The organism is Rhodococcus sp. BH4, from assembly GCF_002079265.1.
GTDB lineage: Bacteria > Actinomycetota > Actinomycetes > Mycobacteriales > Mycobacteriaceae > Rhodococcus_F > Rhodococcus_F qingshengii.
In genome coordinates, this window is sequence record NZ_CP014941.1 from 5,781,988 (window position 1) to 5,796,297 (window position 14,310).

The window sequence follows — 14,310 nt, forward strand, 5'->3', positions numbered from 1 at the left end:
TTCACAGCCACGTAAGTGGGTGGACGCTGCGCCCGGTTTCCGTGTCCGTCGCGGCAAGATACACATCGACGCGCTCAGCGGTCAGAGCCTTGCTGATGTGGTAACCCTGGACCAGGTCACACCCGACCCACTGGACGCGGCGGAACTGCTCGATGGTCTCCACGCCCTCGGCCAACGATTTCATACCGAGGGCCGCGGCCAATTCGACAATGGACTTCACCACGGACATCTTCGGATCGTCCGAGTCGGTGACCAGCATGCGATCGATCTTGAGAACGTCGATTGGAAGTCTCTGGAGCGTGGCGAAGGACGAATAGCCGGTGCCGAAATCGTCGAGTGCGACGGTGACCCCGAGCTCACGCAGCTTGTAGAGATCCCGGATCGCGCGATCGTCCACAACTCCTGTCTCGGTGATTTCGAGCTGCAGCAGTTGCGGAGGCAAGCCCGAATCCGTCAGCGCTTTCTTCACCATCGCACCGAACTCTCGCGACACCAACTGCACTGGTGAAACATTGACCGAGACGCCAATTCCGGTCGGCCACCCCGCAGCAGCGGCGGTCGCCATCGCCATTGCCTGCGCGCCGAGGGGAATGATCATTCCGGTTTCCTCCGCCACCGAGATGAACTGGCTGGGCCCGATGAGGCCGCGGCTGGGATGGTTCCACCGAAGAAGAGCCTCGAAGGCCACCACTTCACCGGTCTGAGTGTCGACTTGAGGCTGATAGTGGAGATCGAACTGCCCTTCCTCGATCCCTCTGTCCAGCTCGTGCAACGCCGTCGCCCGCGCCGATGCCCTCGCCCGCAGCAGCGGTGAGAACTTACCCACTCGATTGCGTCCCGTCGACTTCGCCTCGTACAGAGCCAGATCCGCCAGCATCACCAATCCGTCGGCGTCCGTCGAATCCTCGGGCGCGCTCGAGTAACCGATCGTGGCCCGCACTTCGATCCGATTGCCTTCGACGAAGAATGGTTCGTGCAGCACTTCCAGGTATCGATCGAAGATCACACCGGGATCGTCGCGCGAAGACGTACAGACGATCAGCCCGAATTCGTCACCGCCCATCCGCGAGCACATGTCCGAACCGATCACGTCGCGAAGGCGTTTCGTGACTTCGAGAAGTAATTGGTCCCCGATCGGATGGCCAAGGGTGTCGTTCACCGATTTGAAGTTGTCGAGGTCGAGAATCCCGACGAGAACCTGCTTCTCCGGCGCGCGGGAATCGATCGCTTCCTCGAGCGCCACTCCGAACGCACGACGGTTCGGCAACCCGGTCAACGAGTCGGTGGCCGCAAGGCGAAGGATCTCCTGCTCGTGGACATACCTCTCCGTGATGTCGGAACCGACACCGCGCCAACCCAGAATCACGCCGGATTCGAGGACCCGTGGATTGCCGGAAAGAGACCACCAGCGTCGCCTACCGTCGACATGCACCGGCACGACGGTGTCCCGGAAGGGAGCACTCGATTCGAGTTTGTCGATCATCTGGGCCGCGGCCGCACGCCCCTCCGGACTCGATGCGATCTGGAGTCTGGTGAGGAGTTGTCCGAAGGTGAGTTGCTGCAACTCGTCCACCGTCATACCTGCGACCTCGGCGAGACGTGCCGAGGTGTGGGAGAACCGGCCGTTGGTGTCGCATTCCCACAGCCAGTCGCGGGAACCGCCCTCGAAACCGTCGAGCAACAACGCCACAGTCTGACGCTCGGATTCCGCCTGAAACTCTGCGAGACAACGTCTCTGGAAAGAGGCCGACAGATAGACCGCCCCTACGGTGAGCGCAAACATGTAGATGCACAACTGAATCGCAAGTATGCGAAAGTGGGGTTCGGCGTGGACGACGAGAACAGTGAAGACGCCGAGGCCGTGAATGTAGATCCAGGTCAGGCTCACCGATCTCAGACTCGAGAACGTCACGGTCCCGGCGCCCATGATCCCGGCCATCGTCGCGATCAGAACCAAGTCGCGGAAGACGTCCATGTCGTGAAAGAGCAGAGCGAAAAGTGTGACGTCGAGGGTCGCGACCACGATCACTTCGACGAGCAGACCCACGTAGTCGTAGCGCGGGGTGTGCTTCGACGGTCGCCAGCGAAGGGGAATCCATACTCGGATCGAATTCGCGAGGACGAGAAAGATGAGGGCGCCCCCCAACCACCTGAGCGTCTGACGTCCGGGCGGGACGGTGTAGGTCAGAATCACGACCAAACTCGCCATGTACGCAAGATTGGCGAACGGCGCGACGGCTGCAGCTTCGTCTATCTGACGGCGAAACAGGCTGTTGCAGTCGGCCTCCGAAGCAGGATCTTGCGTGCCCAATCGACTCGGACGGCTCATCAGCGAGGCATCCCGACATCTGCGCAGGCGCCATCAGCGGGCGTCGAATCCGCTCGCCTGGCCATCCGAACCTCCCCTGGCTCCCCACCGAACCCTTATCCGGTGAAACGTCAGTGTTTCAGACTCGCTGCTTGTTTCCTTCACAACGGTAGCCATCTGACGAATCGATTGTGCGCAGATCACTATATCCAGAGGTCGCTCCCTCGATCTTCCAGGTCGATCTGCGATTGCTGATTCTTAGCTCGATCCACGTTTGTCGCCGACTGCGACGCTAGGGATTCGAGCGGTCGGGAACAACGCTGCGATCGCGAGCAGCGCAGCCACGGCAAAGGCGACACGCAACGCGTCCAGCCTGGCTTCTTCGTTCACGTCCACGATCGCATCCGCCGTGGACTCGGCGACGCCGGCGTCACTGAGAGCGGATCGGAGTTGCGTCGTCGACAGGAACGGCACGCCCGAGGCCATGTCGGTGCTCGCTTGCTGCTGCACCGATGTCGGAACCGCCGGATTGTCTTCGATTCCGGCGATCGCCGACGTCGTGAGAGTGGCAATGAGAACCGATCCGATCAGGGCAGTTCCCAAGGATGCGCCGAGGTTGGTGGCGGTGTTCTGCAACCCGCCGACCTCGGTGCTGCGTTCGTCCGGGACCGCCGACACGGTAACCGCTCCGAGCTGCGAAGACAGGCAGCCCAAGCCGAAACCCATGAACAGCATGGGAATCATCACGATCGCCGCATTGGCGCCGGGGTCCATGCCTGCCACGAGCATCAGAATGCCGACGACCATGACCAACAATCCGACTCGGACCACGCGTCGCGGGTTCGCGGTAGGCCGTAGCTTCGGAATACCGATGGCAGCCAACACGAGCGCCGCCGACAACGGCAGGATGCGAACTCCCGTCTCCAGGGCACTGAGCTCCAGAACTACGGACAAGAACAACGGGACCGCGAAGAACACGCCCGCCTGGACCAGAAACTGCGCGAAGAACATCGACAGCCCGCCACTGAGCTCGCGGTTTCGCAGCATCGCCGGATCAAGCAACGGCTCCTTCCCCGCAGCGGCCAGGCGTCCCTCCCAGCGCAGGAATCCGTACACGACCAGGAGCCCGGCGATCAGCAGCCACACCACCGGGGAAAGCCCGACCAACTGCGGTCCGTCGGGTTTGGCCTGCACCCAACCCCACTCGCTCGAGCGCAGTACGCCGAAGACGATCATGCCCAGCCCGACCACGGACAAGATCGATCCGACGTAGTCGAGGCGCGACTTCGACGGTGGGACGTCGACCACCTTGCTCAGCACCAGCAAGATCAGGACAACGATCACGACTTCGCCGACGAACACGTAACGCCATGACGCAAATGTCGTCGCGGCGCCGCCGATCAGCGGCCCGACCGCCACGGCCATCGCGCCGGCGGCAGCGACCAGACCGTAGGCAGCCGGGCGCTTCTGCGCCGGAAAGTTGGTGGCGACGAGCGCGACGATCGCGGGCATGATGAGTGCCGCACCGACGCCTTCGAGGAACGACCATCCGATCAGCAGGACCGCAAGATTGGGAGCGAGCGCCGTTGTCAGAGAACCTGCGCCGTAGATGATCAAGCCGAGCGCGAAGGCCCGGCGACGACCCATCATCGACCCCAGCTTGCTGCCCGTGATCATCAGCGTCGCCATGACCAGGGTGTACAGCGTGATCGCGGTTTGAATGCCGGTGATGCTCGTGCCGACGTCCTCGGCGACGGTTGCCATCGAAACGTTCATGACCGAACTGTCCAAGGTCATCAGGAATTGGCTGGATGCCAACACCGTGAGAACCAGTCCTGAACCCGCTTGCGTCGTCGAACCAGCAACCTGTCCGTCACCCATCGTGCGGGTGTACCCGGTGTTCAGGTCCTCGAAGCAGACCGGTCAGTGCTGTTCGAGGCTGAGCTGATCCGCCCAAGCCGACACGTCCCCGCGTTCCAGAGCCACCGCCAGCAGTTCCGGAAACTTGTCCGGCGTGCACGCAAACGCGGGAATCCCGAGGGCACTCAGCGACGCTGCATTGTCGTGATAGAACGACGGTGCCCCGTCGTCCGAGAGTGCCAGTAGAACCACGACTTGAACGCCGGAGTTCTTCATGGCGGCCATCCGGCGCAACATCTCGTTGCGAATACCGCCCTCGTAGAGGTCCGAGATCAGAACGAACATCGACTCGGCAGGACGCGAGATCAGTGACTGGCTGTACGCGATAGCGCGGTTGATGTCCGTGCCCCCACCAAGTTGGGTCCCGAAAAGGACGTCGACTGGGTCGGACAGTTTGTCCGTCAGGTCGACGACGGCAGTGTTGAAAACCACGAGCGAAGTCTTCAGCGCCTGCATCGACGCCAACACCGCGCCGAACACGGATGCGTAGACGACGCTGGACGCCATCGAACCCGATTGGTCGATCGCCAGGACTACGTCGCGCTGCACGGATTTCGACTTGCGGCCGTATCCGACGAGCCGCTCGGGGACGACGGTTCGATACTCCGGAAGGTAGTGCGACAGATTTGCTCGGATGGTTCGGTCCCAGTCGATGTCACGCAACTTCGGATTCGACGTTCTGGCCGAACGATTGAGAGCCCCGGTCACCGCGGCCTTCGTTTTCTGCGCGATTCGCTCTTCGACTTCCCGAACCACCTTGCCGACGACCATTCGAGCAGTTGCCTTGCTGGCCTCCGGCATGACCTGGTTGAGGCTCAGCAGCGTCCCGACCAGATGCACATCGGGCTCGACGGCATCGAGCAGTTCCGGTTCGAGCAGCAACTGCGCCAAACCCAGTCGGTCGATCGCGTCCTTCTGCATCACCTGCACCACCGTGCTGGGAAAGTACGTCCGGATATCGCCGAGCCATCTGGCGACGGACGGAGCCGACGCCCCCAATCCGGCTGAGCGGCGTCGCCCCTTGGTCGGGCCGGACGAATCGTAGAGTGCGGCAAGAGCTGCATCCATTCGACGCTCGCCCGGTTGGCCCAGCCCACCCGTCGATTCTTCGGCGGATTCCCCGAGCATCAGTCTCCAGCGTCGAAGGCGCTGATCGTCGTCGCTCATGCGCCCACCCCCAAGATGTCCGCAACGACCGCCATTGCCGCTCTGCCGCGTCGAGCATCGGTCTCCACTGTGGTTTCGACGCGTCGGCCGCCTCTGACCGCCTGACCGATCGCTCGACGCTCCCCCGCCTCGAACGCTCCGAACGTACGTCGAAGCAGTGGAAGCGTGTCGATGAAGTCCTGCTCACGAAGTTGGCGAACCCACGTGTCGATCAGCGTGAGCAACGCTCGATCGTGAACGAGCACAAGCCCTCCTCCACCGAGAAACCCGTCGACCCACCCGGCTTTGGCGGTCGGTGTGCTTCCAACCGACAGGGCCCGAGACAAGCGCTGGGCTGCAGCGGTTTCCGTGATCGAACCGCTGTCGCGCAGTAGCCGCACCATCCGGCCGACGAGTAATCCGTTGACGTCGTCACGGTCGATCACGCCGGCCATGGCCTGCAGCCACCGTGCGCTCGCATCGCGATCGTCACGAACCATGACTGCCGAGTGAACCTTGTCGAGGTGTTCGCGAAACTCCTCGGCACTGGGATCGTCCAGGCCCGTGACGGCGACTGCGAGGCCGGTGCAAATGCGGATCAACAGGCTGTCGGCGACGTCGACCAAGGCAGACACGTCGGTTCCGCGCACATCGCCGTACCGCAGCGTTCGCGTCAGCGTGGGCAGCGCCGCCATCAGGTGCGACACGTCATGATCTAGTGCCGCAACCGTTTTCACACTTTCCAGCACAGCGGACAACGCTGCCGGCAGGTTCGCCAGGAGCGAGTTCTCCAGTAGTCCGATCAGTGACGCGAGAGAGATGTCCGGATCGTTGATCTTCGAGACGACACGTGATGTTGCCGCTGCAACCACCGTCGTGCCCCACAGCGACGCCTCGATCACCGAGACCGAGAATTCGGGCTTCCATTGCAGCGCCCAAGTCTCCCGGAACGTTCCGGTGGAACGGACCTCACTGTCGGCCGGGGTTCCCCAATCGATCTCGAGTATCCCCAGTCGATGCAGGAACTGGGAACGCTCGACGTCGATGTCGCGTCGCAGGTCCAGATCGAGAGTCTTTGCTCCCGCTTGTTGTCTGAGCCGCAAGGTCTTCGAGCGTGCGCGCAGGTCTGCTTCGAGTGGGACTGTCGGAGTTTCCTCGGGCACCGCGCCCAGCGCTTCGCCCACAACCAATCTTCGCGTGATCAGATCCAGAAGAACGTCGTTCCCGTCGCACATCACCGACCTCGTTGCCTCGGTGACCTCCGACAATCCCGCCAAGGGTCGAGAACGCAGTGCCGCCAACGTATCTGCCAACCGGACAGCTTCGATGACGTGAGCACTCGAGATCGGAAGGTCCTCGTCCCTGAGCACCCGCGCAACTTTGGTGAGCCACCGCGTGATCGTCTTGTCGTTCGCGGTGAACAGGTGGTGATACCAGCCCGGCGAGGTGATTCCGGCGCCGTAACCCGATGCCGATGCCAGACGTGAGTGAGTCCAGGGAACCCACGTCAGCGAGGTCTTGACCTTGGACATTCCTTTGAGGATGCGAGCATCGGGTGCCGCCGGCCCCAAGGCTCCGACCAACGCCGGCGCGTGCCAGGCTCCGCAGACGACCGCTACCCGCTCAGCGCCATCTTTCAACGTCTTTCGCAGCACCTGACGCATATACGCTTCGCGATGCGCTGTCTCCTCGTCGATCGGCACTGTCTCACGCAGCGCCTCCATCGCCTCGGCGATCGCATCGAAAGAATCTGCGCCCGAGCTCGATTCGATCACCGAATCCCACCAGCGCTCGGTGTCGTCGAAACCCGCGGCCGCGGCCAGTTCCGACAGAGGATCGCCCTCGCGGACAGTACGAATCCCCTGATCCGCCAACACGTTGAAGGCGGGCAGATCGCAGAACCGTGCCTGCACACCGTTCTTCGCAGCCCACTGCAGCGCTTGCCATTCGGGTGAGAACACCGCAAACGGCCAGAAGGCCGCCTTCGACGGCTCGCCAGTGGCGTACGCGAGCAACGCAATCGGCGGTTCCATCGACTCCGATGCCGCCAGCATCACCAACGGGTCTGCATCCGAAGGACCTTCGATCAGGACCACGTCGGGGGAAAACTCGTCCAGGCCCTGCCGAACCGAACGAGCAGATCCCGGGCCGTGGTGACGGATACCGAAGACCCGGACACGCAGGTCCGGAATCACGATGGTCACCCGGTGACCTCGCGGCACGCCCGGTAGAAGTCGGACCACTCGCCGCGTTCACGCACTACTGCCTCGAGGTACTCGTTCCACACAACCTTGTCTGCGACCGGATCCTTGATCACCGAACCCAGGATTCCGGCAGCGACGTCGGATGCCCGCAGTACGCCGTCCCCGAAATGCGCAGACAACGCCAAACCGTTGGTGACCACCGAGATCGCCTCCGCCGTCGACAGAGTTCCGGACGGGGACTTCAACTTGGTGCGGCCGTCGGTGGTCGTGCCTGATCGCAGTTCCCGAAACACGGTGACGACCCGGCGAATTTCCTCGGCTGCTGCGGGGGTTGTCGGCAATTCCAGTGCTGCGCCCAACTGTTCGACTCGGCGTGCCACGATAGCCACCTCGTCCTCCTCGCTGGCCGGCAACGGGAGAACAACTGTGTTGAACCGTCGACGTAGTGCGGACGACAGATCGTTGACACCGCGATCGCGATCGTTGGCGGTAGCGATCAGATTGAAGCCCTTGGCTGCCTGCACCTCGATGCCCAGTTCCGGCACCGGCAACGTCTTCTCGGAGAGAATGGTGATGAGGGCGTCCTGCACGTCGGCCGGAATACGCGTCAACTCTTCGACGCGGGCGATCTTCCCGGTTTCCATCGCGGTCATCACAGGTGACGGCACCAGCGCACCGACGGTCGGCCCCTCCGAGAGAAGGCGTGCGTAGTTCCAGCCGTAGCGGATAGCTTCCTCGGGTGTACCCGACGTGCCTTGAACCAGTAGCGTCGACGCACCCGAGATTGCAGCCGAAAGGTGTTCGGAGACCCAGGTCTTGGCTGTACCCGGCACGCCCAACAGCAGTAGCGCCCGGTCGGTGGCAAGAGTTGCGACGGCCACTTCCATCAACCGCCGTGGACCGACGTACTTCGGTGAAATGACCGTTCCGTCGTCGAGAGTGCCACCCAACAGATACGTCACCACGGCCCAGGGCGACAAGTTCCACGACGGTGGACGCGGACGGGTGTCCTGCGCGGCCAGTGCTTCGAGTTCGAGCGCGTACTCCTGCTCTGCGTGGGGCCGCATCAGCTTTGCCGGTTGCGCGAGCTTTTCCGGTTCCGTGGTGGGCACGGTTACGCTGTCAGTCACTTGAGCTCCTCGAGCAGAGTCTTGCGGTGGGTGATGGCACTGGCAGTTCTGGCGAAGGTCTGCCGCCAGTCCGGGTCACGAGCACGCTCCGCAGCCCGATCGAGCAAAGTTACTGCGCTGTAAGGAAATCGAGTCTCGGCCAGGCGCAGCGATGCGACGTACTTGTAGCGTGAGAATTCGCCGGCCTTGGCGCCTCCGTCGGCACGTCTGGCCGCAACTCGTTCCCACTGGGCCACCACTGCCCGGGTGATGTCCTCGGGCCATGGACCTCGCAGAGCGTCGTAGATCGCTGCCCTGCCCGGGTGCAGAACATTGGCGTCGCCGTTTCCAGACCTCAACAGGTCAGCCAGCGCCTTGGCCGGCACCAACGGGAGTAGGCGTCGATCGGTTGCCGTGCCGCGTATGCGAAAGAGTTCCAGCGCCCATTCCGCATTGTTCTGCGCGACTGCAGCGGTGGACCAAGCGTCGTGAAGGATCGGCTCCCAGCCTTCGTCAACGCTCATCCCCATGACCTTGCCGGATTCACCGATCATGTTGTTCCACAAAGACAACGGTGCAGAACTGATCGCCTGACGCACATACTCGGCACGATAGTCGGTGTGTGGATTCGGCCGATCTTCGATGCCGTCTCGCCTCGACGCCGCATCGACTTCCTCAGGCGGCAGGATGACCAACGTGGATCGAAGCAGGTTCCGCTCCACCCGCGCCCATTTCTGAACCCGCGCAGCCATTCGCTCCCCGAACTCCGATTCGGGAATACGTCCGAGCACCTCCGCTGCTGCGCGTCGCACGTCCTTGCGACGGTCGTCGAGGGCTTCCTCCAACAATGGTTGATCGTCGGCGCTCGATCCGATTGCCAGAGTCGAGACAAATGCAGCCTTCTGTTCGCCCCGCTCGGTGCCCCAGGATTTTCTGAGTTCGGCCAGTGCCAGCGCGGGATCTGTTCGGCGAGTGTCTATCAGCCACTGCGTGCGCTGGGACGAACTTCCGTGACGCCAGACATCCGGATTTGCATCCCTGGTTCGGACGAGCTTGCTCCACTCGGGGTTTTGCGCGGCTAGCCATCGGCCACGCTCGCCGACGATCTGCAGGATGCTCTCCCGGTGAGCTTCGCTCGCACGTGCAAAGGAAAGCAACTCGGCGACCAGATGATCAGGCGCACGGTAGTTGCGCTCCAACGCGACTGCGAACCACTCGTCGAGCAAGGTCGCCTTGGCCGCGAGCATCGACAGCAGGTGCGCCGATGAGGATTCCGGCAGCGTGAATCGCACATCGTCTGGAGCAGGTGTCGGCACGGCCGCCGTGGTGGAGCCCGCACCGCCACGGCGGTACGCCCTCTCCAACGCTGCTGCTGCCAGAAGCATCTCGGCAGGATCGCCGTCGAGTTCGCGAGCGTAGCCACGCACTTCAGCCGGCAGCTCCTCGAATGTTGTTGCTGTTCTGGCTGTACCAAGGAGGGCCGCTGAGATCAATGTACTCACAGCACGATCACCTGCCCTCCCGTGAAAACCGAGATCGGAGTAAGAGCCAGCGCGTTCCACGTTCCGCAGACTGTGACCGGGTAACCGCCGGAAATGCCGAGCAACTTCCACAGAAGATCCGAATCACCCTCTGCCCGAAGCGCTGTGCCCGATTCGTCGACGACAAACCATGATCCGTCGGCGAACGACGGGACCACCGAACTGATCACTGCCGGCCACGAGCGCAACCATGGATCCGCGGCGAGGGCATCGGTAAACTGCTGCAACGCAGTGTCGATGCTTCCGAACGGCATGGTTGTGAAGGGCTCCGGTTCTCCGTGCGTGACCCCTATCCGCGCCCGCAATGCCGCGGCACCAGGATAGAAATGAACATCGGCGTTGAGCAGAAACCCGACTGGCGGCGTTTCGGTGGCAAAATTGGGTGACCCGTGGGAGAAGTCGAGCAGCATGGCCCACCGCTTCGAATTCCTGCCGAGCATCCACACCGTTCGGGTGAACAGTCGCTTCTCCTCGGTGATCCCGGAACCGAGAATCATCCAGTTCTCTTTCACCGGAATCGATTCCATCACACTCTCGGTTGAGACCGGATAGCCGACGTGTGCTTTCACCGAATGGGCAAGATCTTCCGGCAACTCGGACAGCTTCTGATGCGCAGCAACCAGCAGGTGCAACCGAGCCAACTCGTCGAGGACTTTCTCGGGCCAGTTCTCGGTAGACGCAACGGTGCCCGCCAAGGCTCGAAGTGTGCCTGCGACACCAGGCGCCTGAGCATCCACCATTCGAGCAGCTACTGCGTCGAAGCCCGCCCAGGATGTGTCCATCGCTGCCAGACCACTGCGAATCTGATCGGTGATCCACAGGTCCAATTCGACGAGCCCGCTCGCAACGCGGTCGGCGCGCTTCTGCGCTGTCGCCGGGTCGGGAGCCTTCTTGGGGGCCTCGTCGCCGGTCTCAGCCCTTTCGCCGCGGGTCTCGGCCTTCTCCTCGCGGCGCATCAACCACTCTGCCGCGAAGTCGGCGGGCTCGTCCGCCGACGGCACACGCCCTTCCGACCATTCCACCAGCAGCCCCAGAGCATGTTTGCACGGAAACTTTCGACTGGGGCACGAGCACTTGTATGCAGGGCCCCTCAGGTCGACCACTGCTTGATACGGCTTCGAGCCGCTGCCCTGACACAGCCCCCAGAGCGCGAGACCCCTGTTGCCGGCATGGCTCCACGAACCAGCCAACTTGCGCGCAGCGGCTAGCGATGCGGCGTCGGGAGCTACCGACGCCACCTGCCCAGCTGTCCACGGCGAAGTCACTCGACCACAGTATGACAACCCGCTGACATCACAGAGTCAGGCCGATTCGTTGGTGAATTACCCCTTGACTCGAACACATATTCGAATATGATTCGGGGAGGGGATCGGGGGATTCAATGAGTGTCTTGTTGTCGGATGTGGTGTCTGGTTCTGCGGTGGGGTTACGCGGACGGTTGTGGCGGTTGACTGCTGCGGAGTTACGCGCTGCTGCTGTCGAAGCGAGTGCGGAGATTCTGCGCCTGGAAGCCGTTCGAGTGGCGGTGGTGGACGAGTTGTCGACGCGCCCGGATGATCAGGTGATCGCGAGCCGCGGGGTGGGTGCGTGGTTGGCGGCGAACACGATGCTGCAGGTTCGGGACGGGAAGAAGATCGCCGCGTTGGGTACGGCGTTGCGGCCGTTTCCGGCGGTGGCGGCTCGGTTCGATGACGGGGATTGCTCGTTCGATCATGCCGTGTTGATCGTGGCGTTCTGTGAGTCACCACCGAAAGGCATGCCGGAGGAGGCGCTACCGAAGTGCATCGATTTGTTGTTGGCTGCCGCGTCGGGGGTGGAAGCGACGACGACGAAGGTGCGGAACGTGATCGCGACGTTGGAGCGAATCTTCGAATCGGATGAGATTCCACCCGCCGAAGATGTCGACCGGAACGAGTTGCGAATCGCCTCGACACTCAATGGCCGGGTGGTGGTGCGTGGTGATTTCGACGCCCTCACCGGTGAAATGCTGCTCTCCGCGTTGTCGAATCTGACGATGCCGACCCCGGCACCGGATGGAACGCCCGACGCCCGGTCGGCGGCGAAGCGGACGGCCGACGGGTTCACCGAACTGATCCGCCGTTACCTGGATTGCGCCAAAACCGGCACCGATGGTGGTCAGCGTCCGCATGTGAACGTGCACATCAATGCTCGGGATCTGGCGGAGCATCGGGATTGTGCCGCACAGTCTTCGGATTCGGGTGATGACGACTCACTGGAGCCGGCCGATCTTGATGTCGGGCACATGCCCTGGCTCGGACCGCTGTCGGTGTCGCAGAGCAGGCTTCTCGGGTGTGATTGTTTCCTGTCGACCGTTCTGCTCGATGATCACGGCGCGCCCTTGGATGCGAAACCCGGAAAGAGGTTGGTGAACGCCGAACAGCGGGTCGCGTTGATCGCCCGAGACAGGGGCTGCGCGTTCCCGGGGTGTTCATGTGTACCTGCCTGGACGGATGCGCACCATATCCGGCACTGGGCCAACGGCGGCCCGACGGTGATAAACAACCTGGTGCTGCTGTGCCGTTCACATCACCGGTTGATGCACCGCAAATCAGGGTTCGTCGGGAAATGGGAAATCCGGATCGGCGCCGACAACAAACCCTGGTTCATCCCGCCACCCTCGATCGACCCGCAGCAGCAACCACGGCCGGCGAACACCACCTTCAAAACCTGAGAGGTCAAACCTCTTTGGCGACAACAGAACACGGCCAGGCTCCGCATCGGACGTCAAAACCCGATACGGAGCCCACAGGCCGTGTCGCATCCACGACTCATGACGATTTGGCCGGGCGCAAGACCGATCTGCCCAACAACTCACAAACCTGCAGGGCCAGAGCAAGATCCAACTTGTCTCGGCCGGCAGCAACTGGATCGCCGAGCGCCTTGTTGATGCGATACTTCACCGTATTCCGGTGCAGATTCATGTGATTGGCAGTGTGCAGATGACTTTCACCATGTGCAAAGTACACACTCAACGTCGTCCGCAAGGATGCAGCAGAGGGCGTATCTTCCGCCAACGGGCCAAGCACCTCCCAGACCCATGACTTCGTCGAATCGATGTTCTCGGACAGAAGTGAAACCACAGCGACGCCGCGGTCTCCGAAGCTCACCACAGGTCGCTGCGGTGTATCCGGGACGGCAGCAACCGAATAGGCGGCGGTTGCCTGTTCGTGGGACCGTTTGAAACCGTCGACCCCTGACCCCGGCAGTCCGATTGCCACCCGCGCCCCGCCGTCCAACGGCACTGCCGCCGCGAGAACCTCCGGATCCGGCGCAGGCACCCGGCGACCGAACGGCAGCCATGCCCACACCGTGCGTCGATCGATGGCGGTGATGATCGGCGGCTTGTCCGCTCCCGCCGCTGCGCCGAGATCACGTACGAGTCGGTCCAGCGTATTGATGCCCATGACGTCGGCATCCCACGTCGACCAGACCACCAGGGCGACGTGGTTCTGACCGAGGCGGTACCCTGTCTCCGCTTCGAAAGCAGCGGTATCTGCGTTGGTGCCGGACAGGAGGGCGTGGATTGCGGCCGAATGGAGGTTTCCCTGCGCTGCCATCCATCGACTGCGTTCCCGCTCGTACGCGTCGAAGACGTAGAGCGTGATCCAGTCGATGTAGCTGTAGACCACGTCCGAAGTGTGTTTCAGGACAGCCAAAGTGAGTCGCGCCGGAATATCCAGTGTGCTGATCTCGTCGTGGCAGATCCGCATCAGATCGCCTTGGCCCATGTGATAGGCCCGGACAAGGGAGTTGGACGGGACATCCCGCTGCGCCAGACGCAGAGCGTATTCCACTGCAGCAGTGGTGGGTTGGAGATGATCGATCGGAATGTCGTTGGCCAATACGTGGATGATCGTCGTGATGTTTCCCTGCACGCTGGCCTCGAGCATTTCGAGCAATTTGGCGTCTGCATCCAATTGGTCGATTTCGTGAGCCATCATGAAGGCCATCTCACGCGCGATGTCGGCGCTGCGCTCGTCGAGTCGTCGTGCCAACTCGGCAACCACCGCAAGCACTTCCGGCTCCGCGGCTGCAGGCACTCGGGCGAGGCGCCGCATCGC

Annotated in this window: 9 protein-coding genes; 1 reads left to right on the forward strand and 8 read right to left on the reverse strand. The window is 62.5% G+C overall.

The annotated features are described in order from the left end of the window. Position 1: 1 nt before the first annotated feature. The 7 genes from A0W34_RS26890 to A0W34_RS26920 all read right to left on the reverse strand — a co-directional run bounded on the left by A0W34_RS26890 (position 2) and on the right by A0W34_RS26920 (position 11,493). Positions 2-2,329 carry a putative bifunctional diguanylate cyclase/phosphodiesterase gene (locus A0W34_RS26890; RefSeq protein WP_081558559.1) on the reverse strand — a complete coding sequence of 776 codons (2,328 nt, stop codon included), beginning with the start codon at positions 2,327-2,329 and terminating at the stop codon, positions 2-4. A 237-nt stretch (positions 2,330-2,566) separates the two neighbouring features. Beyond that, positions 2,567-4,189: an MFS transporter gene (locus A0W34_RS26895; protein WP_081558560.1), complete on the reverse strand. Its 1,623-nt coding sequence runs from the start codon at positions 4,187-4,189 to the stop codon at positions 2,567-2,569. Positions 4,190-4,231: 42 nt separating this feature from the next. Continuing rightward, positions 4,232-5,395, reverse strand: coding sequence for a VWA domain-containing protein (locus A0W34_RS26900; protein WP_081558561.1), 1,164 nt, complete (start codon positions 5,393-5,395; stop codon positions 4,232-4,234). Further along, positions 5,392-7,578 carry a DUF5682 family protein gene (locus A0W34_RS26905; RefSeq protein WP_081558562.1) on the reverse strand — a complete coding sequence of 729 codons (2,187 nt, stop codon included), beginning with the start codon at positions 7,576-7,578 and terminating at the stop codon, positions 5,392-5,394. Before A0W34_RS26905 ends, A0W34_RS26900 begins: the two co-directional genes overlap by 4 nt. Further along, complete coding sequence (locus A0W34_RS26910) at positions 7,575-8,645, reverse strand: ATP-binding protein (RefSeq protein ID WP_081558877.1); 1,071 nt, start codon at positions 8,643-8,645, stop codon at positions 7,575-7,577. The genes A0W34_RS26905 and A0W34_RS26910 overlap by 4 nt, the downstream gene beginning before the upstream one ends. A gap of 59 nt (positions 8,646-8,704) precedes the next feature. Next, on the reverse strand, positions 8,705-10,189 hold the full coding sequence (locus A0W34_RS26915; RefSeq protein ID WP_081558563.1) for a DUF5691 domain-containing protein: 1,485 nt from the start codon (positions 10,187-10,189) through the stop codon (positions 8,705-8,707). Beyond that, a complete protein-coding gene (locus A0W34_RS26920) occupies positions 10,186-11,493 on the reverse strand; it encodes an SWIM zinc finger family protein (protein WP_081558564.1) in 1,308 nt (435 codons plus the stop codon). Before A0W34_RS26920 ends, A0W34_RS26915 begins: the two co-directional genes overlap by 4 nt. A 116-nt stretch (positions 11,494-11,609) precedes the next feature. On the opposite strand from A0W34_RS26920, the gene A0W34_RS26925 reads away from it, so the two are divergent. Beyond that, complete coding sequence (locus A0W34_RS26925) at positions 11,610-12,920, forward strand: HNH endonuclease signature motif containing protein (protein ID WP_081558565.1); 1,311 nt, start codon at positions 11,610-11,612, stop codon at positions 12,918-12,920. A gap of 97 nt (positions 12,921-13,017) precedes the next feature. Here A0W34_RS26925 and A0W34_RS26930 read toward each other — a convergent pair whose 3' ends face one another. Beyond that, the gene (locus A0W34_RS26930) at positions 13,018-14,307 is read right to left on the reverse strand and encodes a PucR family transcriptional regulator (protein ID WP_063315534.1); all 1,290 of its coding nucleotides are present in this window, start codon (positions 14,305-14,307) and stop codon (positions 13,018-13,020) included. Between the last annotated feature and the right edge of the window lie 3 nt (positions 14,308-14,310).

Excerpts from the sequence above, each read along its gene's own strand:
- A0W34_RS26890 (WP_081558559.1), bottom strand. The coding sequence starts at position 2,329 with ATGAGCCGTCCGAGTCGATTGGGCACGCAAGATCCTGCTTCGGAGGCC.
- A0W34_RS26895 (WP_081558560.1), bottom strand. The coding sequence starts at position 4,189 with ATGGGTGACGGACAGGTTGCTGGTTCGACGACGCAAGCGGGTTCAGGA.
- A0W34_RS26900 (WP_081558561.1), bottom strand. The coding sequence starts at position 5,395 with ATGAGCGACGACGATCAGCGCCTTCGACGCTGGAGACTGATGCTCGGG.
- A0W34_RS26910 (WP_081558877.1), bottom strand. The coding sequence starts at position 8,645 with ATGCGGCCCCACGCAGAGCAGGAGTACGCGCTCGAACTCGAAGCACTG.
- A0W34_RS26925 (WP_081558565.1), top strand. The coding sequence starts at position 11,610 with ATGAGTGTCTTGTTGTCGGATGTGGTGTCTGGTTCTGCGGTGGGGTTA.
- A0W34_RS26930 (WP_063315534.1), bottom strand. The coding sequence starts at position 14,307 with ATGCGGCGCCTCGCCCGAGTGCCTGCAGCCGCGGAGCCGGAAGTGCTT.